The sequence below is a fragment of the Shewanella vesiculosa genome (genome assembly GCF_009994065.1).
Lineage (GTDB): Bacteria > Pseudomonadota > Gammaproteobacteria > Enterobacterales > Shewanellaceae > Shewanella > Shewanella vesiculosa.
The window spans coordinates 130,540-156,410 of the sequence record NZ_JAACSD010000009.1 but is presented as its reverse complement, the minus strand read 5'-3'; the positions used below and the strand labels follow the sequence as shown (position 1 = coordinate 156,410).

The 25,871-nt window shown below is 41.6% G+C and carries 21 protein-coding genes; 8 read left to right on the top strand and 13 right to left on the bottom strand.

The window, feature by feature from the left end:
• The first annotated feature begins 114 nt into the window (after positions 1-114).
• Entirely contained in the window at positions 115-4,575 is a 4,461-nt protein-coding gene (locus GW828_RS11485; protein WP_420542426.1) for an EAL domain-containing protein, read from the top strand.
• A 55-nt stretch (positions 4,576-4,630) separates the two neighbouring features.
• Here the strand turns inward: GW828_RS11485 and GW828_RS11480 are convergent, their stop codons facing one another.
• Both GW828_RS11480 and GW828_RS11475 read right to left on the bottom strand, forming a co-directional pair.
• Positions 4,631-5,722, bottom strand: a complete 1,092-nt coding sequence (locus tag GW828_RS11480) for a branched-chain amino acid aminotransferase (RefSeq protein ID WP_124017525.1) — start codon at positions 5,720-5,722, stop codon at positions 4,631-4,633.
• A 211-nt stretch (positions 5,723-5,933) separates the two neighbouring features.
• Entirely contained in the window at positions 5,934-6,299 is a 366-nt protein-coding gene (locus GW828_RS11475) for a RidA family protein (RefSeq protein ID WP_124017524.1), read from the bottom strand.
• Between the two features lie 172 nt (positions 6,300-6,471).
• On the opposite strand from GW828_RS11475, the gene GW828_RS11470 reads away from it, so the two are divergent.
• Complete coding sequence (locus GW828_RS11470; protein WP_124017523.1) at positions 6,472-6,693, top strand: cell division protein ZapB; 222 nt, start codon at positions 6,472-6,474, stop codon at positions 6,691-6,693.
• Here the strand turns inward: GW828_RS11470 and GW828_RS11465 are convergent.
• The 7 genes from GW828_RS11465 to GW828_RS11435 form a co-directional block, all read right to left on the bottom strand.
• Complete coding sequence (locus tag GW828_RS11465; protein ID WP_124017522.1) at positions 6,690-6,902, bottom strand: DUF1107 domain-containing protein; 213 nt, start codon at positions 6,900-6,902, stop codon at positions 6,690-6,692. The genes GW828_RS11470 and GW828_RS11465 overlap by 4 nt on opposite strands.
• A gap of 577 nt (positions 6,903-7,479) precedes the next feature.
• The gene (locus tag GW828_RS11460) at positions 7,480-8,097 is read right to left on the bottom strand and encodes a thiol:disulfide interchange protein DsbA/DsbL (RefSeq protein WP_124017521.1); all 618 of its coding nucleotides are present in this window, start codon (positions 8,095-8,097) and stop codon (positions 7,480-7,482) included.
• Positions 8,098-8,226: 129 nt separating this feature from the next.
• Positions 8,227-9,228, bottom strand: coding sequence for a serine/threonine protein kinase (locus GW828_RS11455; RefSeq protein WP_124017520.1), 1,002 nt, complete (start codon positions 9,226-9,228; stop codon positions 8,227-8,229).
• The gene (locus GW828_RS11450; RefSeq protein WP_124017519.1) at positions 9,221-9,541 is read right to left on the bottom strand and encodes a DUF3630 family protein; all 321 of its coding nucleotides are present in this window, start codon (positions 9,539-9,541) and stop codon (positions 9,221-9,223) included. The genes GW828_RS11455 and GW828_RS11450 overlap by 8 nt, the downstream gene beginning before the upstream one ends.
• Positions 9,542-9,567: 26 nt before the next feature.
• The gene (locus GW828_RS11445) at positions 9,568-11,049 is read right to left on the bottom strand and encodes a protein adenylyltransferase SelO (RefSeq protein WP_182723127.1); all 1,482 of its coding nucleotides are present in this window, start codon (positions 11,047-11,049) and stop codon (positions 9,568-9,570) included.
• Complete coding sequence (locus tag GW828_RS11440; RefSeq protein ID WP_273058829.1) at positions 11,039-11,299, bottom strand: hypothetical protein; 261 nt, start codon at positions 11,297-11,299, stop codon at positions 11,039-11,041. The genes GW828_RS11445 and GW828_RS11440 overlap by 11 nt, the downstream gene beginning before the upstream one ends.
• Before the next feature lie 179 nt (positions 11,300-11,478).
• Positions 11,479-12,555, bottom strand: a complete 1,077-nt coding sequence (locus tag GW828_RS11435) for a hypothetical protein (protein WP_182741964.1) — start codon at positions 12,553-12,555, stop codon at positions 11,479-11,481.
• A gap of 358 nt (positions 12,556-12,913) precedes the next feature.
• Between GW828_RS11435 and GW828_RS11430 the strand changes: the two genes are divergently transcribed.
• The 3 genes from GW828_RS11430 (at position 12,914) to GW828_RS11420 (ending at position 15,032) form a co-directional block, all read left to right on the top strand.
• Positions 12,914-13,306 carry a nitrous oxide-stimulated promoter family protein gene (locus tag GW828_RS11430; protein ID WP_182741965.1) on the top strand — a complete coding sequence of 131 codons (393 nt, stop codon included), beginning with the start codon at positions 12,914-12,916 and terminating at the stop codon, positions 13,304-13,306.
• Between the two features lie 64 nt (positions 13,307-13,370).
• On the top strand, positions 13,371-14,309 hold the full coding sequence (locus tag GW828_RS11425) for a hypothetical protein (protein ID WP_273058834.1): 939 nt from the start codon (positions 13,371-13,373) through the stop codon (positions 14,307-14,309).
• A gap of 141 nt (positions 14,310-14,450) precedes the next feature.
• Entirely contained in the window at positions 14,451-15,032 is a 582-nt protein-coding gene (locus GW828_RS11420) for a YSC84-related protein (protein WP_182697782.1), read from the top strand.
• Positions 15,033-15,309: 277 nt separating this feature from the next.
• Here the strand turns inward: GW828_RS11420 and GW828_RS11415 are convergent, their stop codons facing one another.
• The 3 genes from GW828_RS11415 to GW828_RS11405 all read right to left on the bottom strand — a co-directional run bounded on the left by GW828_RS11415 (position 15,310) and on the right by GW828_RS11405 (position 19,035).
• Positions 15,310-15,909, bottom strand: coding sequence for a hypothetical protein (locus GW828_RS11415; RefSeq protein ID WP_182741967.1), 600 nt, complete (start codon positions 15,907-15,909; stop codon positions 15,310-15,312).
• Positions 15,910-16,115: 206 nt separating this feature from the next.
• Positions 16,116-18,437, bottom strand: coding sequence for a YgiQ family radical SAM protein (locus GW828_RS11410; protein WP_182741968.1), 2,322 nt, complete (start codon positions 18,435-18,437; stop codon positions 16,116-16,118).
• Positions 18,438-18,639: 202 nt separating this feature from the next.
• Positions 18,640-19,035: an MAPEG family protein gene (locus tag GW828_RS11405; RefSeq protein ID WP_182697779.1), complete on the bottom strand. Its 396-nt coding sequence runs from the start codon at positions 19,033-19,035 to the stop codon at positions 18,640-18,642.
• 163 nt (positions 19,036-19,198) lie between these two features.
• Between GW828_RS11405 and GW828_RS11400 the strand changes: the two genes are divergently transcribed.
• Both GW828_RS11400 and GW828_RS11395 read left to right on the top strand, forming a co-directional pair.
• On the top strand, positions 19,199-20,419 hold the full coding sequence (locus tag GW828_RS11400; protein ID WP_124017546.1) for a threonine/serine exporter family protein: 1,221 nt from the start codon (positions 19,199-19,201) through the stop codon (positions 20,417-20,419).
• 262 nt (positions 20,420-20,681) lie between these two features.
• A complete protein-coding gene (locus GW828_RS11395; RefSeq protein WP_420542425.1) occupies positions 20,682-22,340 on the top strand; it encodes a ShlB/FhaC/HecB family hemolysin secretion/activation protein in 1,659 nt (552 codons plus the stop codon).
• A 221-nt stretch (positions 22,341-22,561) separates the two neighbouring features.
• Here GW828_RS11395 and GW828_RS11390 read toward each other — a convergent pair whose 3' ends face one another.
• On the bottom strand, positions 22,562-24,691 hold the full coding sequence (locus tag GW828_RS11390; protein WP_273058840.1) for a TonB-dependent siderophore receptor: 2,130 nt from the start codon (positions 24,689-24,691) through the stop codon (positions 22,562-22,564).
• A 471-nt stretch (positions 24,692-25,162) separates the two neighbouring features.
• Here GW828_RS11390 and GW828_RS11385 point away from each other — a divergent pair, with 471 nt between their 5' ends.
• Positions 25,163-25,861, top strand: coding sequence for a dienelactone hydrolase family protein (locus GW828_RS11385; protein WP_273058842.1), 699 nt, complete (start codon positions 25,163-25,165; stop codon positions 25,859-25,861).
• The last annotated feature ends 10 nt before the right edge of the window (positions 25,862-25,871 follow it).

Genomic DNA, 25,871 nt, shown 5'->3' with positions numbered 1-25,871 from the left:
TAATTAAAAATTTTCGCAGCCTTCCAATGAAATGTTTATAGGTGAAATTTGAATTTTCGTGCCTTAACGCTTGCAACACACTGGCTAATTTTGGTCATTACATTGAGTTTCTCAGTGTCTGTTGCAGCGCAAAAAAATGCTCCTTATGACAGCCTAACTGAAGTAAAATTTGAGCACTTTGATACCAAGGATGGCCTAAATCAAAACTCTATTACTCGCCTTTTCATGGACAGTGCGGGAATGCTATGGATAGGTACTCAAGACGGTCTGCACAGTTATAATGGTGTAGACTTTAGCTTGTATTTGAAACAACAAAAAAGCACTAACTCTATTTCAGGCAATTTTATCACTGATATTTTGCAGTCACCTGACGGCGATTTATGGGTCGGTACTCTCAATAATGGTCTCAATAGGTTAAATTTAACCACAGGCAAATTTACTCAGTTTAAAAAAGCTCAAGGCTTGCTAGATCTTCAGGTGACCAAACTTGATGTTATCGGTGATACCCTTTGGATCGGCACACGTTCAGGTCTTTACATTCTCTCGCTAAAAACAGAAAAAATAACCTCCGTTAGCCTAGGCAATAACATTGCACCTGAAATTACCAGTATCGCTAACATCGACAATAAGTACATTGTTGTCGGTACTCAAGCGCATGGCATATTTGCCATCGACAGTAACACTATCATTCGACTTGATATTCCGGTCAATATGACAGTAAATCAAATTAAATCGAGCTCAATCTATTCAGTTTGGTTAGCGATTAATAATCAAATTTGGCGCTACAATCTTGATACCCATGAAAAAGAACTCATTTGGACAAATGAAAATAGTTACGGATACAACCGTAATATTGCAGACTTTGTGGTGATTAATGCCAATCAGATTTTTGCTATCGGCAATAACAATGGCCTTTTTCAGCTGGATTTTTTTGATGAACAATGGCATAGCAGGCATTACAAGTATAATCCGCAAACCCTCAATACCATCAGTGCTAATAATCTGCAAAACCTAATGCTTGATCCAAATGGCACCTTATGGATTGGCACAGGTTATTCAGGAATTGATAAACTCTCTCTTACCAATCAATACTTTAGCCATCTCTACGATTACCAAACTGATACCCCAGGCATGGCAAACATGATCCGGGCTATTTTTCGCGATAAGCAGCAACGCCTGTGGGTTGGTACTGATGGTGCAGGGCTTAAATATTTAGCTCCTAATGACCATCAATATCACTATATTAATGAATTATTTGCTAAAACATTAGCAATACCAGCAGAAGAGTTATCGTTTGTAGTACACGACATAGTGCAAGATAACCAAGGTTTACTGTGGTTTGCCACCAATATAGGACTGTTTACTCTCGATAACAACAACACCCTCAAACAAGTAAAACCTGCAAATGAGCAATTTAGTACCGATACCAAGTTTCGCAGTTTAACCATTGATGACAAAGGCCGTTTATGGATAGCAAGTTCACAGGGGTTGTATTTCATCTCTGAATATAGTCACACTATGATGGCTTATAACTTTGGCTTTCAAGATGACTTTTCACCCTATAAATACCAGATTATTAAGCTCTATTTTAGCCAAGGTTATTTATGGCTAGGCACCATGGGCGGTATCGTTAGGCTCTCTGCTGAAGCGCAACAATTAGTGTTGTTAAACCACGACCCAGAAAATCCTTACAGCATTAGTGATAACCGTGTTAGAGACTTTTTACTGGCCGATAACGGTGATTTTTGGATAGCAACCCATGGTGGTATAGACAAGCTAACGATTGAATACGGTACATTTAAATTTGAACGGATGGACGTTAACGCGGATAACAGTAGCAATACGGTTTATGCCATTTTAGAAGATGACGCTCACGATTTGTGGCTCAGCACTAACTCAGGAATTTCACGATTTACTCCAAGTACTCAGAGCTTTATTTCCTATAATAAATTCGAAGGTCTACAAGCTAACGAGTTTAATGGTACTGCCAAATTTAAAGAGGCGAATGGCGCCTTATGGTTTGGCGGTATTAGAGGGCTTAATCAGTTTAACCCCAGCACGATTCCCACTCAGAGAGCGGAGAATAAACTGGCGCTAACGAAATACACCGTAGGTGAAAACCAGCATCCTATTCTCGACTTAAGCCATGCACCTCACATTGTCATGCCTTATGAACAACAACTGATCAGTTTTGAAATCGGCTCACTCAATTTTAATTACCCTGGATTAAACCGTTTTAGTTACTTTTTAGACGGCTATGATAGTGATTGGCATGAGTTATCTAACGGCAATGACATCACTTATACGAACTTGCCGCCGGGTGAGTACACCTTAATGGTTCGCCATGCTCTGGGAACCAATAGATACAGTCAATATACACTAAATGTAAATGTATCCGTCATCCCGCCTATTTACATGACCAAGATGGCCTATGCACTTTATGCCACATTCGGGTTATTTATTATTATTTGGATTTTTTCGACTAGAAAGAAAAAACGAGCTAAACAACGCGAGTTTGACAGCAGTATCCGCGCATCTGAAGAGCGTCTCAAATTAGCGCTTTGGGCTTCTGGCGACGGTATGTGGGATTGGAATATTAAGGACGATAAAGTTTATCGCACTAATATGATTGAGCCGATGAATTTATCATTAACAGATCAACTATTGATTAAAAATATTGATCCAGAAGATAAGCCTCGAGTTCAACAACTGCTTAACGAACATCTCAATGGCGACAGTGAGTTTTTTGAAGCTGAGTACCGTGTTGAAACCAAACCCGGAGAATGGGCTTGGGTACTAGACCGGGGCCAAATCGTTGAACGTGATCACAATAATATTCCCATACGGATGGCGGGAACACATAAAGATATTACGAGTCGTAAAATTACCGAAAATGAACTTAAACTGTCATCACAAGTATTATTCAGTATGAACGAAGCCGTTGTCGTCGGCGAGTTGGATTACCAAATCCGTTCAATCAACCCTGCGTTTAGCCGTATAACTGGCTTTAAACACCGTGATGTTGTTGGCAAGCACTTCTTATTTTTGACCATGGGTAAGCAGTCTCGAGAATTTTATAATGCTGTTGAAACCCAGCTACTAAGACACAAACATTGGGCTGGTGAAATTCATATTCGAACTCGCGATCGACGCGGTATTCTTGCATGGTTAGAGATCAACCAAGTCATAGATAATAAAGGTGAAACCAGTCACTTTGTTGCAGTATTTACTGATATTACCGCACGTAAAAAAGCTGAAGAAGATTTACGTGTATTGGCTAACTTTGATCCACTGACCGGACTGCCTAACCGCACTCTGTTTCAAGACCGACTAAATCAAGCAGTAACCAAAGCCCATCGCGCCAATAGTATCGTGGCATTATTATTTTTAGATCTCGATCGATTTAAACATATTAACGACTCAATGGGCCACCATATTGGTGATTTGCTGCTTAAAGCCGTCGCCCATCGTCTACAAAATGCTGTACGAGATGGCGACACGGTTGCTCGTTTGGGCGGAGATGAATTTACCATTATTTTAGAAGGCGTGGCTAAAACTAAAGCGGCCACTATTATTGCGGAAAAAGTGTTACATGCATTTCAAACCCCATTCTTACTAGACGATAAAGTACTGACGATCTCACCGTCAATTGGTATCAGTTTGTATCCTGAAGATGCTAAAGATACTACATCGTTGATTAAGTACGCCGATACAGCCATGTATCATGCTAAATCATTGGGGCGAAACAATTTCCAATTCTATACTGAACAGTTAAACCAATATGCAACCCGCTATGTTCAATTAGAAGCAGGGCTAAAAAAAGCGATTCAAGACAACGAATTATATTTGGTTTATCAACCTAAATATGATGTTAAAACTGAAAAGATTATCGGCGTTGAAGCCTTAATGCGTTGGGAGAGTCCAGAGCTAGGGCTTATTTCGCCAGTTGAGTTTATCCCGCTGGCAGAAGAAACGGGCATCATTAACCAGATTGGTCACTGGGCGATTAACCAAGCCTGTAGTCAATTGGCACAATGGCATGCGCTTGGTTTTGAGCATATATCTGTCGCGGTAAACCTTTCGGCTAGACAGTTAAAAGCCGATATAATTTCTATCATAGAGGTCGCATTAGCCGTCTCTGGATTACCAGCAAGCGCCCTAGAGCTCGAATTAACAGAATCAATGATCATGGGCAATCCTCAAGATTCTGTAGCGATATTGGCGCAATTAAAGGCACTAGGGTTAACTATTGCTGTTGATGATTTCGGTACTGGTTACTCTAGCTTAAGCTATTTAAAGCGCTTCCCTATTGATACCTTAAAAATTGATAAAGAATTTGTGCGTGATATCACTGAAGACCCTGATGATGCCGCCATCACTAGCGCGATTATTACTTTAGCCCACAGTTTAGATCTTAACGTTGTTGCTGAAGGTGTAGAAACCCAAGCACAATTAAATTTCTTACGTGAAGGCGGTTGTGATCAAGTTCAAGGCTTCTTACTCAGTAAACCCTTAAGTGCCGATGACTGCATGACTTTATTAACATACGACAAAACTGACACTCGTCATTTTTAAGATAAAATAAAAGCTCCCAAGGGAGCTTTTATTATTATAAACATAATAAGCTAAACTATGGAGCAACGCGCTCAATACGCTTTACCCAGCCTGCTGGTGCAGGAATATGGCCTTTTTGTAACTCAGTAAATACTTTATAGATACGTTTGATATTAGGCCCAACATTACCATCACCGACTGTGATAATGCGTCCATCCTCAAAAATATATGAACTAACAGGTGATACTACTGCAGCGGTACCAAAACCGCCCGCTTCAATAATTTCGCCAGACTCAATATCAGCAACAAACTTATCTAACATTACAGTTTCTTGCCTCACTTCACATCCAAGTAAATCGCCCAACTCAAGAATTGATTGCGAGGTGATTGACTTTAAAATCGTATCGGTAAATGTCGGAATAATCACCGTACCGTCTTTTAAAATATGAAAATGATTCATTGCGCCAACTTCTTCAATTTGAGTGTTGGTTGAATCTAGATACAGCACTTGCGCAGCACCATATTCAGCTGCCGCTTTTCCTGCACGTAAAGAAGCGGCATAGTTACCCGAAGCCTTTGACGCTCCCGTACCACCAGAAACAGCACGGTGAAACTTAGTCGTAATTAATAAGCGAATACCATTATTAACCCCAGAAGCATAATAAGCACCAGATGGGCTTAACATGACGCAAAAAGTGTATTGCTGGCTTGGGCTAACAGACAAGCGATCTTCAGTGGCAAAAATGAAAGGTCGAATGTATAAACAGGCACCATCTTGCTGCGGGAACCACAAACGATCAACATCAATAAGGGCATTAATCGCCTTTACTTGCATCGCTTCATCGATATTTGGAATACACACAATATCGGCAGAACGATTCATACGCTCAGCATTTTTATTTAAACGGAAAGTATAAATCTCACCGTCTTCATGCATAAATGCTTTTGCACCTTCAAAAATCGATTGGCCATAATGCAATGTCATTGCACCTGGCGCCATTTCAAAAGGACCATAAGGCACTATGCGCGGATCGCACCATTGACCATCACGGTAATCCATTAAAAACATGTGATCAGTACGAAGTCGACCAAAACCAACATCACCTTCTGGTTTAAAGGGTTCTGTGCGGCGCTCTGACGCTGATTTTAAATTATATTTTATGTCCATTGCATACCACCTTAAAAACTGAGCTTGCAGACTATGGAGGCTAGAGATTAATGTCAAGTCGCAGCCATATATCCTAAATCAAAATACGTCAATTGAACGTAACAAGCATCAATATATTTATTCAAATTGCAACAGACAAACTGTCAGTGCATGTCTGATTTTCATCGCGCGCTTATTAATCAAAGTGAATCCATTAAGGCTAATCACTGACTTAAGGCAATAACTCGTTTACCACAGCGGCAATCACTGATATTTCAACTAAGTATTCCGGCTCCGCAATCGCAGCTTGCACACATGCTCTTGCAGGAGCATGGCCCACTGGCAACCAACTATCCCATACTAGGTTCATAGCATCGTAATCTGTCATGTCTTTGAGGTAAATAGTCGCGGATAAAATATGATCGCGTCGGCTACCAGCTTGTGCCAGTAAACGATCAACCTGTTCAAGCATGCTCGCCGTTTGAGTATTAATGTCTGCGTACTTATCATTTGCAACTTGGCCACACAGGTAAACAGTATCATTATGGATCACAATACTGCTCATTCGCTCACTGACATCGTGTCGAGTAATTATCATAACTAAGTCTTTTATTACCATAGAGGGCAGATGAAAATAGCGCGATCTCAGATAAAGTACAATATAGTACGATTTATTGAATATATTTTAGCCACTTAGTTTTAAAGGCTATTCCTATAGGCCTTGTCACTGCTAGAATCGGGATTCCATCCAGAAACGTATAGGACTCCCCATGAGCCTTGAATTATTGTCCCAACTGGAAAACAAAATCCAGGCAACTCTCGAAAATATTGAGCTACTAAAAATGGAGCTTGATGAAGAGAAGCAAAAGAATGAAGCATTAGTATTACAGCAGCAAGAATTGACACAAAAAAACCAACAATTGCAGCAGGACCTAAACTCTTGGAGTGATAAGGTCAACGGCCTTGTTGGTTTATTGAATAACGAAATCTAAATGGATTGATACTGCTTTGATTGTGTTTCAATCAAGGCATTTAGTTCGCTGATAGCCTGCTTAACTTTTGGCAGGCTTTTTTTCGTCTGTAAAAAGCGGCCCTTATCAAACTCAAGTAACCCTAAGTCTTTTACCCAGATAACACCACTCAAAAAAATCCTCGCATGCTTAACAATCAATTTAGGTGCATACACAGGGAACCTTCTCATACGATTTCCTCCAACAAGATAACATATGTAAATTGCGATGAAATAACGACAATAAGTTATGTATAACTCGACAGATAGAAGTCTAAAGCGTCGATAAAACCACTTAACACGACTATTCACTTTTTGTTTAGTTTTCTAGTTGAGCCACTACAAGGTTAATGTCAAAAGATTAGACCACGCGCCTGCGGAAGAGTTTCATCAATACGCTATTTTTTATCAGGTTGATCAATCCAAAAACAAAACGACACTTTAATGCCGCTTGCCAATATTTTGACGCCATGTTAGGATCTTTAATGTTACTCAGGGTAAAAAAGAGTTATTTAACTCATCTCCGTATCGTCTTTTATAGACATACGGTTTTTTTTTGCCTGACACTTTTTACTTACAGTCTTTTGATTAACGTTTTTGCCGTAACGTAATATCCGCTCCCCCACCACAATACACTCCCTATAAATAATGCGACCAAGCTCTTTTACAGGCGAATAAGTGACGACTGGCCCTTGCCAGCATTTAAATCACAAATATTCAGGCAACAAAAAAGGAGCCTAAGCTCCTTTTAAAATATCAGCAGTTAACACTACTTTTTATTCATAGACGTTAAGTAATATGCAATATCAATTAACTCGTCATAAGATTTAATTGAGCTTGTTTCAACACGATATTTACCATTAACAACCAATGAAGGCACACCTGAAATTTTCGCATTTTCAGTATCACGCTTCATTTTAGACATCTTGGCATTCACCATAAATGATTTTGCTGCGGCATCATAAGCTTTACCATCTATGCCATTAGCAATAAATATCGCTCTGATATCATCAGGACGGGTGAACTGCTGGCGTTTTTCATGGATAGCGCTAAACAAAGCTGCTTCCATTTTTTTCTCAACATTAAGCTGCTGCGCAACTGCAAATGCACGAGACATTTCAACACCCATTTCACGACCAATAAACTCAACATGTTCCTGATTAAAGCTTACGCCTTCAGGTAAAGTCGCTTCTATTTTAGGCACCACAGTTTTAGAAAAATTAAAACAATGTGGGCAGTAAAAGGAGAAAAACTCAGTAATTTCTGGCTTGGCAGTTTCAGGGCCATCACTAATCACAGTGTAATGAACACCTTCTTTATAATCGGCAGCCATCGCAGCCATCGGCGCTAGCAAGAGTGCAGCAGCCATCAGTAATGCTTTTTTCATTTTACTTCCTTCTAATAGGCAAAATATAAATACGCTGGCTCTATCATAGTCTAGCGTTAGCCTGTAACTCAATTGCTAGCTAATTGTATTTGTAACTAAATACGATTAGGTAGTGATTATGAAATATTGTTAATTAAAACTGGGTAAACTCAGCGGAGGTTCATTGAGCGTAGATAACTGCTCTTTAAACGCTAGCGTTTGTTGTTCCCAGTACTTTATATCACCAAACCATGGAAAATTCATTGGAAATGCTGGGTCTTGCCAGCGTTTGGCTAACCACGCATTATAATGCACCATCCTGAAAGCCCTTAACGGCTCAATCAGAGCCAGCTGTTTAGCATCAAAATCACAAAACTCTTGATAGCCTTCTAATAAAATATCAAGCTGCAACAACTGTTGATGGCGATCACCAGTTAACATCATCCACAAATCTTGTATTGCTGGGCCTTGCCTGGCATCGTCTAAGTCAACAAATCCGGGGCCGTCTGGGGTCCATAAAATATTACTAGGGTGCAAGTCTCCGTGCAGGCGTATAGGCGTAAAACGATGTTGCTGCCATATCTGCTTGGCTTTATCTAAGACCTGCTCAACTACGGTAAAAAAAGCTGTTTGCATCGCGCTTGAAACCATATCACTTTCACGTAAATAGCGATAAGACTCATCTCCCAAAATCTCCGGCGTTAGCGATTCACGGTACTTAAAAGGTTGTGTTGCACCATACTGATGAATTCGCCCAATAAAACGGCCCACCGATTCGAGTTGATCTAAATTATCAACTTCAAATGCCCGACCACCAATAGAGGGGAATAGTCCAAAACGATAACCTTGATACTCAAATAAGGTTTTACCCTCGATAACCACAGGAACAGCAATAGGAATATCTTCGGCCGCTAAAGCCAAGGCGTAATCATGTTCTTCTTGAATTTGCTCATTACTCCAACGATGTGGTCGATAGAACTTGACCACATAGCGCCTCCCTTGGTCACAACGGAACTGATACACTCTATTTTCGTAACTGTTTAGCGCTAATAATCCCGTCTCAGGGAAGATACCAATGCTTTCAATGGCATCAAGAATGAGATCGGGTCTCAGTGCCTGAAAATGAAATTCTGCGCCCGTACGGTTATCCATGTATGCCTTCTTTAGTCGTTTGAATATGTGGAGCAAGTAGCGTTAACAAAAACGCTAGTACGTCTAATTCTGCAGCGCTATCGGTAGATATCCAACAAATATCACCATAAAACTCATAATGTAACCATAGAGGACTGCCTTCAAAGTTCAGCAACCATTGGTGGCGATCTGCGCCCCATTGGCGCTCACGGATTTCGCAATCAAGTGCCGCCGCCAGCGGTTCTGCAAATCGTTCAAACTGCTCAAAATCCACCTCAGCTTTAATAATAAGACTTAATGCTGCGGGATCTAATTGGGCTGACAATAATTTCATAAATTAACTCGACTAAAATAATTCAATTAACTGCTGCAAGACATAATTAGGCCTTGTCCCCATTCTGGTGGGCGTTTAGCAAAATCTTCCATCTCGGGCTGTTCGTCAAAAGGACGACTTAACAATTGTTGGAGTTGTAATAACTTACTGTTATCGCCACTTTCTTCTATATCAATAATGGCCTCTTGCGCGAGGTAATTACGCAAAATGTATTTCGGGTTAACACTATTGCGATCACCTTGCCACGCATTGACATCTGCCACTTCACCCACTCGCTTTTGATAAGCTTGATACCAAGTATCAAAGCCTGCAAGATCGACCATATCATCACGTAAAGTACAATAAGAGCTACTCGGGTCAATTTGACCCACACGACGTAAACTATTGGTGTAATCAAGTTGATTCGCTTCCAGTAAAACAGTTAACTGCCCCACGAGCTGTAAATCTTGCTGATCCAGCTCAGCTTGAGCCGCCTGAGTGCATGTATTTGAGTTAATGCTCGCTTGAGGCAGCCCTAATTTGGCGCGCATTAGGCTTAAATACTGGTTAACTAATTCAGTTTGATAAGTATTTAATGCCGCAATTAAATCATCAGCATCAATAATGGGCGAGAGTGCTTGGGCTAAACGTTTAAGGTTCCATAGACCTACTCCGGGCTGCTGGCCAAATGCATAACGGCCCTCGTGATCAGAGTGGTTACAGATAAAGTTTTCTTTAAAAGTATCTAAAAATGCAAAGGGGCCAAAGTCAAAGGTGTCACCGAGTATCGACATATTGTCGGTATTCATTACCCCGTGAGCAAAACCAATGGACTGCCAATGGGCAATCATTTTTGCAGTAGATTGCACCACCTCATAAAACCACTGCTTATAACCCGCAGCATCGGCGGATAAGTGGGTAAAGTGCTGCTGAATCGTAAAATTCACTAATTGAGTCAACTTACCAGCATCACCGCTTTCGCTGTGAAAAAAATATTCAAAATGACCAAAACGAATATGACTTTTAGCCAGGCGTACCGTAATAGCTGCTGTTTCTTGGCTTTCACGCCATACAGGTAAGTCGGAACCGATAACGGCTAATGCGCGGCTTGTGGGCACATTAAGCGCCGCAAGCGCTTCTGATACTAAAAACTCGCGCACCGCAGAGCGCATTACTGCCCGGCCATCACCTTGGCGAGAGTAAGGTGTTGGGCCGCCACCTTTTAACGCGACATCCCAAGCACCATTAGGGCCAATAGCTTCACCTAATATAATTGAGCGACCATCGCCTAATCTGGGAGTGTAACCGCCAAATTGATGACCACTATACACTTGCGCATAATAACTGGCGCCAGGCGCGGCATAGTTAGCCGATAACTGCATCAACAATTCATTATTAGGTTTTTGTAATCCAATCAGTTTCGCGGCGTCATCACTCCAACCAAGCCAATGAGGATTGCTGATGGGTAGCGGATAAACTTGTGAATAAAAGCCGTCTAATTGTTCAAAAAAATCTTGCTTAAAGTGCATCATATGCAGCACCAACAACCTGACTTTTACATTGTAATTGCTGTTGTTCATTTACCTGACACTGTTCACCACAAGCAAAAGCTTTCTCTGCTGGCAATGATGATGCCTGTAAGCGTAACATTCCTGCACCTTTAGCTTGGCATTGTTCTAATGAATCGTAATAACCAGAAATATGCTCTTGCAGGACAATTTGCGTCGGCACAGGCGTGTGTTCAGCCACATAAAATAAGGTCCATTCTGGAGTACGCATACACCCGCCAAGTAAGACAAGCGTGGCAGTTATCAGCAATATTGTAGTCAATGTACGGGTCATTAATATCATTTTAAACCTTAAAATCATTGGATCTGAAGCAACAAAAAAGCGAACCAAGGTCCGCTTTCCTTTTGAATATCATACCTGATATCCATGCAACAGTGTTGATTAGCCTATTAGCTCGCTTTAGCTTTAGCTTTTTCGATGCGTTTTATTCGCCCTTCAAACCCAGTGACAGTTCCATCAGTTAACTGGTATTCAAGTGCTTGCTGGCACACCTTAAGCGCTTCATCAAATTGACCAACATCATTTAACAAGGTTGATAACTGCATAAACGCTGGCGCTTTGATATCGTCAGTATTTTTTTGAGCCACATGTTGCTGATGCAGTGAGCGATAGAGCTCTAAATAGGTTAGCTGCAATGCTGCGCCATATTGGCAATAATCAGCTTGCTTACGCATTTTATAACAATGGTTAATCACACTGACTAAACCATCATGCTGGCCTTGAAGATCTGTGGCATTGTTGGCTACTTCAACCTGTTGTTGCAAACTCTCACTAGCCCAATCGCCTTTAGCGGGCTCCAAACTCAATCCTCCAGCTTGGAGAGTCGACACTGCAGTCGCAGATGTATCCGCTGATCCAGTTTCATCATGAGTCAAGGTATCTGTAGTTTCAGAATCATTTGGCTCAGCATCTGGCTTGGTCGTGAGTTTTACGTTTGGAGTATCGACAGGAGAAGCGTTAACTGATGGACTATTAGCATGACTCAAGGTATCTGTAGTTTCAGAATCATTTAGTTCAGCATCTGGCTTGGTCGTGAGTTCTGCTTGTTGAGTATCGACAGGAGAAGCGTTAACTGATGGACTCTTAGCATGACTCAAGGTATCTGTAGTTTCAGAATCATTTAGCTCAGCATCTGGCTCAGTCGTGAGTTCTGCTTGTTGAGTATCGACAGGCGAAGTATTAGCGGTTGTACTTGGTTCATCGACCAATGTAGCCGATGTGCTCTGAGGGGCATTAATTACAGAATCGCCTAAAACGACATCAGCTGCCGGTTTATCTAATTCCTTATGCTCTGCATCCGCCGTATCGGTAGCGGCTGGCGATGACGGTTGAGCAACTTCAGATGATGACGAATGCTCAGTGGCATTGCTATCGGTTTTATCAAGTTCTTGTTTTGCCACTGCTTGAGTGCGTCTGTATAGGTACAGAGCAATTGCAACCAATACGAGCATTAAAATGATCTTCATTAGGCTTCCACCTTGCTGATTAAGTGCCATAACACACTATTTGTTCTCACTCACAACGACATTTATTGTGAGGTAATGTAAAGGGTTAATGATAGCGCGCTGTTTTTTTAAGCATCTACCATTATTATTTCAATGTACACTATAAAAGCGACAATTTATCTATTTTAATCTGTAAAAAGGCATACATAGCCGATCATTTGAGCACTGGTCCAATCTTTTTTGCGATCTTAGCCTCATATAAAGTTAATTTTGGGCCGAATATCAAAGTTAACTACACTCAGTTTGTTAGCTGTTATCATCGAGCTTACACTGCAAATATCAGACTATTTTACTAAGGTATTAAATCAAGGATAACCTTATGGCTGAAGCAGAATTATTGAGTGACCAATTACTCTATGAGTTTCGCACTATGCAAGCTATGGTGGAAATCTACTGTAAAGTGCACCACCCACTCAAACCAGCCAAAGATGTGTGCCTACAATGTAGTGAGTTTCTAAGCTATGCCAACACTCGTTTAGATCGTTGCCCCTACGGCCAACAAAAACCAACGTGTAATAAATGCCCAGTACACTGCTACAAGCCCCAAATGAAACAAAGAGCCCGCGAAATTATGATGTTTGCTGGGCCAAGAATGTTATTACCACATCCCATTATGGCGATTAAGCATTTACTTGCTGAGCGTAAACCTGCACCAGGTTTACCACCAGAAAAAGCCTCAAACAGACATTTTCGAAAAGTTAAGCAAGGTTAACAATCGTAAACTACTTGCTTTGCAGAAAGTAGGTTAGTATTCACTGTCGTCCAAGAGAGTGAAAATGAACCAATTTAACGATTTATTTATTCAAACATACTGGTGGCTTTCCTTACTCGGAGGCATTCATTGCCTTGGAGTGGGCGTGTATGTTCATTATATTTATCAAAGCAGCACTCGCAGCCATAGCCTACTCGCCGGAATATTTTTACTCATCGGTTGTTATTTTTTAACCGGGTTGCTAACACAAGAAACAGCTCCAATACCAATCCATTTGGCCCTAACGTTATTCATTCCAATCTATTTTTTACTCATGCCCATGCTGTATTTATATTGTAAAAGCAGCTTAACCGAACAAGACTACCAACCACTGATCATTAAACATTTTGGCGGGGCTATTCTTGCTGCCTTAGTCACCAGTTCAGCCATCTTGTTTCATATTCGTATCGCCCCTAAAAACTTACAAAACACTATTACATCACTCGCTGAGTTAAACACGATTAACCTACTAGCAGTCATTTTACCCCTATTATTAATGCTGCAAACCATGGGTTATTCTTGGGCGATTTATTGCTTGTTATCACGCTATCGACCACAATATTTAGCCAGTAGGCAACCTAACTTACAAGTTATTCGTTTTCGCTGGTTAAGCGTATTAACCATAGGTATTTTGATTAATTGGGTGCTGCGAATTGTATTGGTATACTTACCATTTTACTTAGGTGATTCAGTATCCTTGTTAATTCAAGCAGTAACTCAATTAAGCCTTCTATTCACAGTCTATGTGTTTGCCTTGTATGGTATCCATCAAGTCACACGATCAGCCTATTTGCGCGGTGCACTCAACGCCAGCAGCAAAGATGATACGTCACAGTCGCAACTTAAAGCTCATTCGCTACTAGACGATGAAGAAATCACCTATTTACAGCAGTTAATGACCAATAAAGATGGACGCGATACCAGTCAATACACGACTAAAAATAGCAGTGATAAAAAAGACTAACAGCGCATGTCTCACGTTAACATTATGCTTAAGAGCGTATTGCGAGTAGCAGAATATAAATGTTAATTAACGCACGCTATGTAAGGGTTATGCTACTCTAAGGCCAGTTTTATCATGACAATATAGTCACCGAGGTTATTTATGAAACGTTCAATTAGCTTAGTGTTTTCTAGTTTTCTTGTGTTATTAAGCTTCGCGTTTTCAGCTCCTAGTTTTGCTGACGAAGCAGCTTATAACGATGCAACTACCAATTTTAAAAAAGCCAATGAAAGCCGACATTTATTTGATTCAGCTTATGGTTATGCAATCTTCCCCAGTGTCGCCAAAGGGGGTATAGGTATTGGTGCTGCTTATGGTAACGGTCGAGTGTATCAGGCAGGCTCGTACATGGGTGATTCTACATTAACCCAACTATCAATCGGTTTTCAGCTAGGCGGACAGGCCTATAGCGAAATAATCTTCTTTAAAGATGCCAAAGCATACAATGATTTTACCAGCGGCAGTTTTGAGTTTAGCGCTCAAGCGTCAGCAGTAGCAATTAACCTTGGTGCTAATGCTCAAGTTGGCACCACAGGTAATTCTGCGGGTGCAGGACAAGCTGGCAGTAATCATGCTGCGACTGCAGCCTACATCAATGGCATGGCGATATTTACCGCCGCTAAAGGTGGATTAATGTTTGAAGCCGCCCTAGCCGGTCAGTCATTTACTTTTGATGGTAAGTAACCGCGACGAGTCTTAACACTCTTAAGCACATAACATTCAGGCTGCCATTGGCAGCCTGAATTATTTTGAATAAGTGGTTTTTAAGGTATGGCCTGTGGCCATAAATACAAAAGTACAAAAGTACAAACCTGGATCCCGGCTCACGAACATTACCGGGATGACGATTAAATTAGCCTGCGTAATAAGACAACCTACTAACTTACTCTGCTATGGGCGAAGCACCACAACGCTAGTGGCCGCAGGCCATGCAAAACCGATAAACCTACCAAAAACCTATTTATATCCCCCAAGGGGCTGGCGGTAATGCAACTGGTTGAGATAAATCAAACTCAACTTTAAAGTCGCGATTTTCCCTGGTTAACCGATAAGTAAAAGTATTGGCTTCAATCATCATTTGCCACTCGTTAGTAACCGATTGCGTTAAGCCATGTTGCTTAAAGTTGGCAATAGACTCATCGTCTACTGGAAACGTTTGCAAGTTGGCTGTGCCTGTATCACGGGTCTCTCCACCATACATAGTCACTTTGTCATCGCTGCCATCTTTATGGCGATGATCATGCTTTAAGCGCAATCCGGTATCGGTTTGAGTTATCACCCAAGTGCGAGAGTGATCATCACCAACATGAAATGGAATACGTAACTGGTGATCGGTGCATTCTCTTACATGCATAACTAATGGTTTGCCACTAAAGCCATCTCCTTCACTGCCACCAGCAGTGATCTTACCGGCAAAAGCTTTCCCACAAAGAGCGCTAATAGCTTCAAAAAATTGCTGTTGCTGTACCGAGTTTGCGGCATAAGCAGGATTAACCAACATAGTGCTACCACACAGTAATACCCCACTAAGGTATCCGCTCAGCCTAATTAACGTTGGCATAATGATTATTCCTTGTTTATCAAATAATTAGATTTTCAAACGATTAAATCGATAAAGAGTCATAGTGTAAAACACTTATGACTATTCGCTACAGTATTAGCGACAGTATTAGCCCACATTACCTTGTTATTGAATCTATTGCTGCTAGAAAAACAAAACCCGCAAATGTTAATGCGGGTTTTATGACAATAAGTTAACGTGTTAGCTTACTTAGCGTATTTAGACTTAGTCGCCCAAGTGGTCGCTTTAGCTGGACGCTTAGCGCCCTGGCTTTTGGGTGCTTGCCCATTTGCCGCTTGGCTCGAAGGCTTAGCTGGAGACTTTGGTTTCTTCCCTACTGGCTTAGCACTGCCTTTATCCGCTTTAGTGTTACCTTTACGGTCTTCAAACTGGTCGGCAGAAAAACGGGTCATCGCCTTTTGGCCGCCTTGTTCTTTCGCTTTAAGCGACGGCTTTTGGCCCCACTTCACTTTAGTTTGCTCGTTACGCGTTTCTGGTGGTACCAAATGATTTGGACCATTACCAATTAACGACTCTTTACCCATAGCCACTAACGCTTCACGGATCATCGGCCAGCCGACAGGGTCGTGGTAACGTAACAAAAATTTATGCAATTTACGCTGACGGCCTTTTTTCGGCACTGTCACTTGTTCACTGTCATGTTTAATGTTTTTCAGTGAGTTAAGTTCGGTATGATAAATCGTGGTCGCATTGGCCATCGGCGATGGATAAAAATTTTGTACTTGATCCAATTTAAACTTCTGGCCTTTTAACCATAATGCCAAATTGACCATGTCTTCATCGGTAGTACCAGGATGCGCCGAAATAAAGTACGGAATTAAAAACTGCTCTTTACCGGCCTCTTTAGAAAACTTATCAAACAGCTCTTTAAACTTGTCATAGGTTCCCATACCTGGCTTCATCATTTTACTGAGTGGGCCTTCTTCGGTATGTTCAGGGGCAATTTTTAAATACCCCCCCACATGATGTTTCGCTAACTCTCGAATATATTCTGGGTTTTCGATAGCCAAGTCGTAACGCACACCCGAAGCGATTAGCACTTTTTTAATGCCAGGTACTTCACGCGCCGCTTTGTATAAGTCGATGGTATGTTTATGGTCGGTGCCCAGATGGCCACAAATAGACGGGAACACACACGATAAACGTCGGCAGGTTTTCTCTGCTTTCTCACTGGTACAACCTAAACGGTACATGTTTGCCGTTGGGCCACCCAAGTCAGAAATAACACCGGTAAAACCTGGCACTTTTTCTTGAATGTCTTTAATTTCTTTGATGATCGACTCTTGCGAGCGACTTTGAATAATTCGCCCTTCATGCTCGGTAATCGAACAGAATGAACAACCACCAAAACAACCACGCATGATATTGATTGACGTCTTAATCATATCGTAAGCTGGGATTTTTTCTTTGCCATACATCGGATGCGGGATGCGTTGATACGGTAAATCGAATACCGCATCCATCTCGTCAGTGTTTAATGGCCACGCTGGTGGGTTTACCCATACACCACGGTTGGCATCATGTGGTTGAAACAAGGCACGGGCACAACCCGGATTTTGCTCTTGGTGCAAAATACGCGAGGCATGGGCATACAAATACTTATCTTCGCTGACCTTGTTATAGGCAGGAAGCAGCACATAGGTTTTTTCCCATGGCTTTGGACGCGGCGGTTGCACGCTAATGGCTTTGGGCGCATCGTTATCAAAAATCTTTTCGTCTGTTGGACCAGATAAATTACTGCAACCAACATCATCAGCACCATATGGGCTAGGTAATGGCTCAATTTTATGTAGTTGGTCAATTTTGCGTGAATCCATGCCGCGCCAACCGGGCATAGGTTCTTTACGCATTGTTGCGGTACCACGAACATCGTCAATATCACCAATGGCTTCACCCGCAGCAATACGACGTGCAACTTCCATTAATGGTCGTTCAGCATTGCCGTAAATTAAAATATCGGCTTTGGCGTCAAAAATCACACTGCGACGGACTTTATCTGACCAATAATCGTAATGAGCAATACGGCGTAAGCTGGCTTCAATGCCGCCAATCACAACCGGTACATCTTTAAAGGCTTCTTTACAACGCTGGGTGTACACGGTTACCGCACGATCTGGGCGTTTACCACCAATATCTCCGGCAGTATAGGCATCATCATGACGTAACTTGCGGTCTGCTGTGTAACGGTTAATCATCGAATCCATGTTGCCAGCGGTTACCCCAAAAAACAGATTTGGGCGACCTAGCTGCATAAAGTCTTCTTTGTTTGACCAGTCTGGCTGCGAAATAATACCCACACGATAACCTTGAGCTTCTAACATTCGCCCAATCACCGCCATACCAAAGCTAGGATGGTCAACATACGCGTCGCCAGTCACGACAATAATATCGCAACTATCCCAACCTAAAATATCCATCTCTTTGCGAGACATAGGTAAAAAAGGTGCAGTTCCGTAGCATTCAGCCCAAAACTTTGGATAATTAAATAACGTTGACTCAACTTGCATGTATATGACCTACATAAATGGGGAAAACCAGTCTAACTGATCCGATGACAACATCAGCCTACAGCTGAATTTAACGGACGCGGAGTATAGCAGTACAGCGACACTAAGTGTGACTAAAAAAACATCAAAAGTGAAATATTTTTATCCTTTTATAACCTTGTAAAACACATGGGAATATTGCTATTCCCTTATGCTTTCAATGTTATAACCCAAGAAAGAAGCCAATATTAGCGACCGCTAAGGTTAATAGCACAATCCACGTGATTAATACGCCCCAAAAACGGCCAAAATGATAGCCACCTTGACCTTGATTTAATCCAATAGCATGTAATAAGCGCGCCACAATCCAAGCGGTGCCCAAACAATGTATCAAGTAAACTGGCATGCCATTTAATTCAGCCAACGCTAACAAAATAAGTACTATGGGTGCATTTTCAATTAAATTGCCATGCGCTCGAATCGCAATCGATAATCCTTGGTGACCACCATCACCGATACCTATTTTATTTGCGCGACGAAATTTAACCACTTTGTACGATAATGCTAAAACCAATACCGCCGTTAAACCCGCGTATAAACCCGATATCATCAATGTCATGTGTTATTCCTTGAGTCGACTATATTATTGTTATTACATCAATCTTTAACATATCGATGTTATACCAACATTTTGGATCAGTTTGGCTGTAAACACACGCCTTAATCGGTTAATATTCGCGCCAAAACTAGCTCAACACCCTAACAAGAGTGACTATCGCCCAGTGGATAATCAGGATTTTTTAGAAAAACGCCGATTTATTATTAAGTTAGGAAAATACTTACATAAGTTTGGTACGCCTGCGTATCGCTTAGAATCCCACTTGCAAACGGTATGTAGCACGCTCGGTATTGAAGGTTACTTTTTAATATCACCGACTTCGATGACTTTTGTACTGCAACACGATACTGAACAAGAGTATAACCATGTCGCTCGCGTCAAACCTGGTGACCTCGATTTAGGTTCATTAGCACGCACTTTTGAGTTAGTGGAAGAGCTTAGTTCTGGCCAGCGCACTCTGCAAGAAGCGTTAGAGCGCCTAGAAGAAATCGCCAATAAACCCAATCCTTATGGCCATAAACTCACCTTATTAGCTTTTGGCTCAAGTGCGGGGGCCTTTGCCATGTTAATGGGTACTGGTTGGCATGACGTTTTTTGGTCGGCTATTTTAGGCTTACTGGTATACAGCCTCGTTTTTTGGGCTGAACGTTCAAAACGTATTGCAGAAATGCTTGAGCCTATGGCGGCGGTCGTTTGCGCTATCTTGGCAACAGGGATTGCGCAATTTGACCCGAGTATCAATTTACCTGTGACCATTTTATCAGGGATTATTATTTTTGTTCCTGGTCTTGCGCTCACGCTTGGCTTAGCGGAGCTAGCCGCCCGCGACTTAATCTCGGGTACTGCACGTATCATGGATGCAGTCATGCAGTTGTTTAAACTGTATTTTGGTGCAGTGCTTGGCATGACCATAGGGAAAGCGATATTTGGCGAAACCATTTATGTCGAACCGATACCACTGCCGCGCTGGGCGATTTGGTCTGCAGTACCGCTATTGTCTATGTCACTGGTGATTATCTTTAAAGCACGCTTAAAAGACTCTCCTTGGGGTGTTTTTGCTGGCATTGTGGCCTTTTTCTCTGCCATGCTCGGCGGTATCTACTTAGGTGAATCTATTGGCATTTTTGTCGGCGCGCTCGCGGTAGGTATTTATTCGAACCTATACGCCCGTTGGATGAAGGCACCAGTGTCGATTGCGTTACTCCAAGGTATTGTTATTCTTGTTCCGGGTAGCAAAACTTATATCGGCTTAAATGCACTTATCTCAGGTGAAACGATGCTGAATCAAGCCCATTTAGGCTCACAAATATTCCTCATTTTTATGTCCTTAATCGCAGGACTCATTTTTGCCAACGTAATAGTACCTCCTCGCCGTTCCTTGTAAGCCTCCGATTATTATATTTCAAACAGCATAAGGGCATGATAAATACAGCCCTTATGTTGTTAACAATCTAAATACCCTTATCTTTTTAGTGGCTAAATGAAATATTTATTTAAGCTACATGTTTGACTATGATGTTATTCAGGTATGATACAAAACAAAGAGGCAACATAATAATTTCATATTAGAAACAATTACCCTTTGTTGCTGACCTCTTAAAAAACATAACAATAAAAATAAGGACGAAGCTATGCCAATCATATTTATGGCAGCATTTATTTTCTTCATCCTGCTGACTTCGCAGAGTGTTCAAGCTGAGGTTGCAGCCACTCAGTCACAGCTAACCGCCAACGATGACTCTGACATCAATGAGCAATCGACAACTAATAAGCACCTGGTTGATAAGGTCGCTAAAATCGTTATTGTTAGTCACCCTATTTTTGATGAGTCCGCACCAGATGCTATCTTTTTACATCGCTGGGCTAACTATTTGCACATCAACACCAAAGAATCGACCATTCTCAATAGCTTAAGCTTTGAACAAGGCGATAAGATCACCGAGAAAGATCTGCAAGAAGCGCAGCGATTGTTGCGTTACGAATCTTATATTCGCGATGCTAAAATTAATATTGCCAGAAAAGACCCATTGGCAACCGATAATGTTGAAGATGTGGTGTTAGTCGAAACATGGGATAACTGGTCATTATTACCCACGGTAAGCTTGAGCAAAAATGGTGGCGACACTAAATATTCTTTTGGTATGAAAGAAGATAACCTACTGGGATTAGGGGTTAAAACCAAAATAAAATACCAATCAAGTGCCGATCGTACCGGTTATAAATTAGCTTTTGATGCTCCAGTAAGATGGCTTAAACACGCTAATGTGTCGGTTGATTTTTACGACAACAGTGACGGTCAAGCATCCTCAATTGCCTTTAATAAGCCCTTCTATACCCTCGATAGCCAAAATATGTATGCAGCGTCGTGGTTAACCGACACCCGCATTGATACCATTAGACAAAATGGTCAAGACATTAACGAGTTTGAGCATGTTATTGATTATGCAAACTTAGGTTATGGTTGGTTAGTCGATAAACAAGCGGATCAATTGCATCGTATCAGTGTCGGTATTACCCAAGACCAACATCAATTCAATAATATAGACTTATATCCTCAGTCACCATTACCTTATGATCGTGAATTTATATATCCATGGATCAGCTACGAATATGTCCAAGATCAATTCACAGTCCTAAATAATATTCACCTGATTAATAAAAACGAAGACTTTAATTTGGGTTGGCATCATAGGGTCAGTTTAGGATTAGAAACCAATGACGTCGCTGATAATGCCGATCTCGGCTACCACTTAACCATGCTAAGTACCCGTGGCTGGCAAAAAGACAACCAATTATTGCTCATGACTATCGATGGCCAGACCGATATTCAAACGAGTCAACAGGACTTTTATAATGTCGGTTTAGGGGCTGAATTTTTCCATCAAATTAGCCCTAAGTGGACGGCCTACTCCAAGGCCCGCATTGCCACTTCGCACAATAATTACCTTGACCGAACTTTTGCCCTTGGCGATGAAACCGGCGTGCGCGGTTACCCTAATGACTATCAACATGGTGACAACCAATGGTTACTTACTGGTGAGATCCGTTATTACCCTAATATTAACTTATATCAACTGGCCGAATTAGGCTGGGCAGTATTTGCTGACATTGGCGAAGCAAGCGGCGGCACAGATCAGCAAAATGAAGTCAATGGCCCTATCGGCAGTGTTGGCATCGGCGCGCGCATTTACTCCCCTAAATCAAGCTACGGTAACGTAGCCCATGTTGATATTGCCGTCCCTATCACCACAGGTAATGACATCAATGCCTGGGAATTTAGATTCCAAGTTAAGGACCATTTTTAAAGCGGTAGGTAGACCGTTTAGTTACGATAAACTTTCGCAAAGTAGTCAGCACTAAATGCTTTATGTGCTGCAATGTAGACTTGATGACCAAAACGGTCTCAACTGGTGGCCACAAAGCCAGCGTGTAAAGCAGCGGCTTAACAAAAAAGGAGTAAACAATAAATTGTTCACTCCTTTTTATTCAACAACACGTAAATACTACTGCAACTAACCGTCTTAGTTTAAAAGTGATGTGATACCTGCAACACCACTTCTCGTGGTGCACCAGGGAAATGACCATTACGTTCAGAGAAACCGCTCACGGCATATTGTTTATCAAACAGGTTTTTCACATTTAACTGAAATTGCGTATCTTGCCACCGAGTTGTCCAGCTCATATCAAACACAGTATAAGGCTTAACACGCTGCGCATCCGCGCTGATTTGCTCACTAACATAGTCGGCACCTAATGCAATAGAAGACTGCAAACTGTCAATCTCATAACGCGTCCACAAACCCGCTTGATGTCGCGGCGCATTAATAAATTTAGTGCCATCGGCATAAGTATCGCCCACATCGCCTTGAGTAACGCGGGCATCGTTGTAGGCATAATTGGCCATAATGGTCCAGTCGGCAGTAATATCGCCCACCAGAGTAAACTCAACCCCTTTACTTTCGACCTGCCCTAAACTAACCAAGGCAGGGATATCATCATCAAGACCGGTATAGTCAGGGTTACTCATGGCAACATCTTTTTTGGTAATTTGATACACAGCAACCGTGGTCATCATACTACCGTCAAACCACTGATTTTTAATACCGAACTCAACCTGCTCGCCCATTTCCGGATCTAAACTCGCGTCTTTACTTACAGTTTCTTGATCGCCAAGGGAGGTCGGATTAAAACTTTCAGCGTAGTTAATATATAACGACGTATCGGTGGAGTATTTATAAACAACACCACCACGCGGTGATACATGGCTATCACTAAACTCAAAGCCAGTTTCTTTGTCAAAATCGTTAAAGTGATCGTAACGTAGTCCCATCAACAACAACCATTTCTCGCTTAAACTAATTTGATCTTGAACATATAAACCCGCGCGTTCGGTTTTAGTGCCATCACGATGTTGATCTTGTAAGTTATAAGTTGAAGGATATGTTTCACCGTAATTAAGATCAAAAATGTTGAGATTAGCCACCCCGTCAGCCTCGTAACGGGCACGCCAATAATCATAATCGCTGTTTACGTGATGATAATCTGCTCCAAATAATAAGGTTTGCTCAATATCAGTATCTAATCGATATACAAAATCTGACGTCACACTCACTTCTTGGTTAGCGCGATATTGTTTACGATATTCACGTTTAATGGTTTTATCATCAATATTGGCTTTACCATCGCCATTCACATCAACCCAACTTTGTGATTCGTGATACCCCTGAACGCGCTCGTTATCCAGATAACGCACTGTGGTATTAACACTCAACTCATCGCTAAAGTGATGTTGTAAGTTAGCTTGTAATATTGTTGCTTCAAGGTTTTGATAGTCGGATTTTTCATTCGCGTTATAGCTTGGATCCACTAAAAAATTACCCTCATCGTCAACGGGAACACCACGTAAACGATTACCGCCTAAGTCTTGTTTGATATAATCAATGGTGGTTGTGAGCGCTGTATCATCGCCAAGTTGAAATAATAACCCACCGGTCAGCTCGGTGTTTTCAGAGTCTGCATTATTACGAAAGCTGTCTTTTTGTTCATAAAAACCACCTAAACGATAGGCAACTGAATCTGTTAAACCACCTTTAGAATCAATTGACCCGCCCATACGATCGTTATCACCAGTGGTTAATGTCACTTCAGTATCTTGGACAAAGCTCGGCTTTTTATTGACATAATTGATCATCCCGCCAGGTTCACCACCACCGTATAACGCAGCAGCAGGACCTTTTAATACTTCTACTCGTTCAATATTAAATAACTGCGGTACGCCGAATCCCGAAAAAGGGTCGCCTCTTACACCGTCATAAAACACATTGCTGTCATCACGAAAACCACGAAAGGTCACTCCCGAGTAACTGTAAGTGCTTACCCCCGCAATAGAACGATATAAGTCGGTGATTTCACGTGCCGCTTGGTCAACAATCAACTGTTCATTCAGCACCTGCACCGATTGTGGTAAATCCATAATATCAGTTTCAACTTTGGCACCAACAGACGTAGAAGATTCACGATAAAAGGTCTGTGCCCGCCCCATGACAGTTATTTTCTCAATTGACTGATTCGAATTCACAGCCGATTCATTAGCACTGACACTCAACGCTGGTAATAGTAGGCTTAACACCCCAATATTCGTAACCTTCAAATGCATGACACTTTACCTAGTAACAATCTATCGCTATAAAATTGCGTGCAATATAGCATCAAACACTAATGACAACCATTCTCATTCAATAATTTACATTTGTGATATTTTGTTAATTATTATCCAGCACAGAATATTGCTAGCATGAAGTCATTGCAGTAGGTTGAGCATGTAGCAGTAAATAACAGCCGTTGTTATTCTGTGCATTGGTGTGATAGTAAATTGAGGAGGTGTTAATTGGTCAAACATGCTATTGCCGACGTGTACCACCCTTTTCAGAATCAGATTATTGAAGTATAAACACACCAATTCGTTTGCAACAAAAATGGTTAAGAGCAATGATTTTATTGAAATTATTATAGATAATGATCTTCAATAGTCGTAAACAATAAACTGAGATATCAGCACATAAACACATTGATCTCAATTGGCGCTAACATATATAGCCTAGCTAAATTCACCTAAACAGAGGTTCACATGACACAACAATGGATAACTATTACTCCTGACCAACCTTTTGCCGGATACCTGAGTTTACCTCCTACAGGCACAGGTCCAGGTCTGGTTTTACTTCAAGAAATTTGGGGAGTGAATGAACACATTCGTGCCGTTGCCGACAGCTATGCGCAAGCTGGTTTTGTGGTTTTCGCTCCTGACGTGTTCTGGCGACTCACTCCACGACTGGATTTAAACTATGATGACGCAGGTACCCAAAAAGCCTTTGAGTGTTACCAAACTCTGGATGCCGATCAGGCTGTTAGCGATGTTGTGACGGCAATTGATTTCCTTAAAACACGCCCAGAGGTCAATGGAAAAATCGGTATTATTGGCTACTGCCTTGGCGGTCAACTGGCCTATCGCAGTGCGGCTGCAAGTGCAGACATCAGCGCAGCTGTATGTTATTACGGTGGCGGCATTGCGAATTATTTAGATGTTGCGCCGCAGCTTAAGCAAGCGATTATGTTCCATCACGGTGCACATGACGAACATATTCCAGCCGATGATGTTGCTAAAATTAAAGCAACGTTTGCTCATCACACTCATGCACAATTTTTTGACTACCCTGCAGGACACGGTTTTAACTGTTGGGGACGTTCAGGAATGTATCATCAACCATCCGCGGCTTTAGCTCAGGGACGTTCACTGGCGTTTCTTGCCGAACAACTCTGCATTTAACCCACAGGTG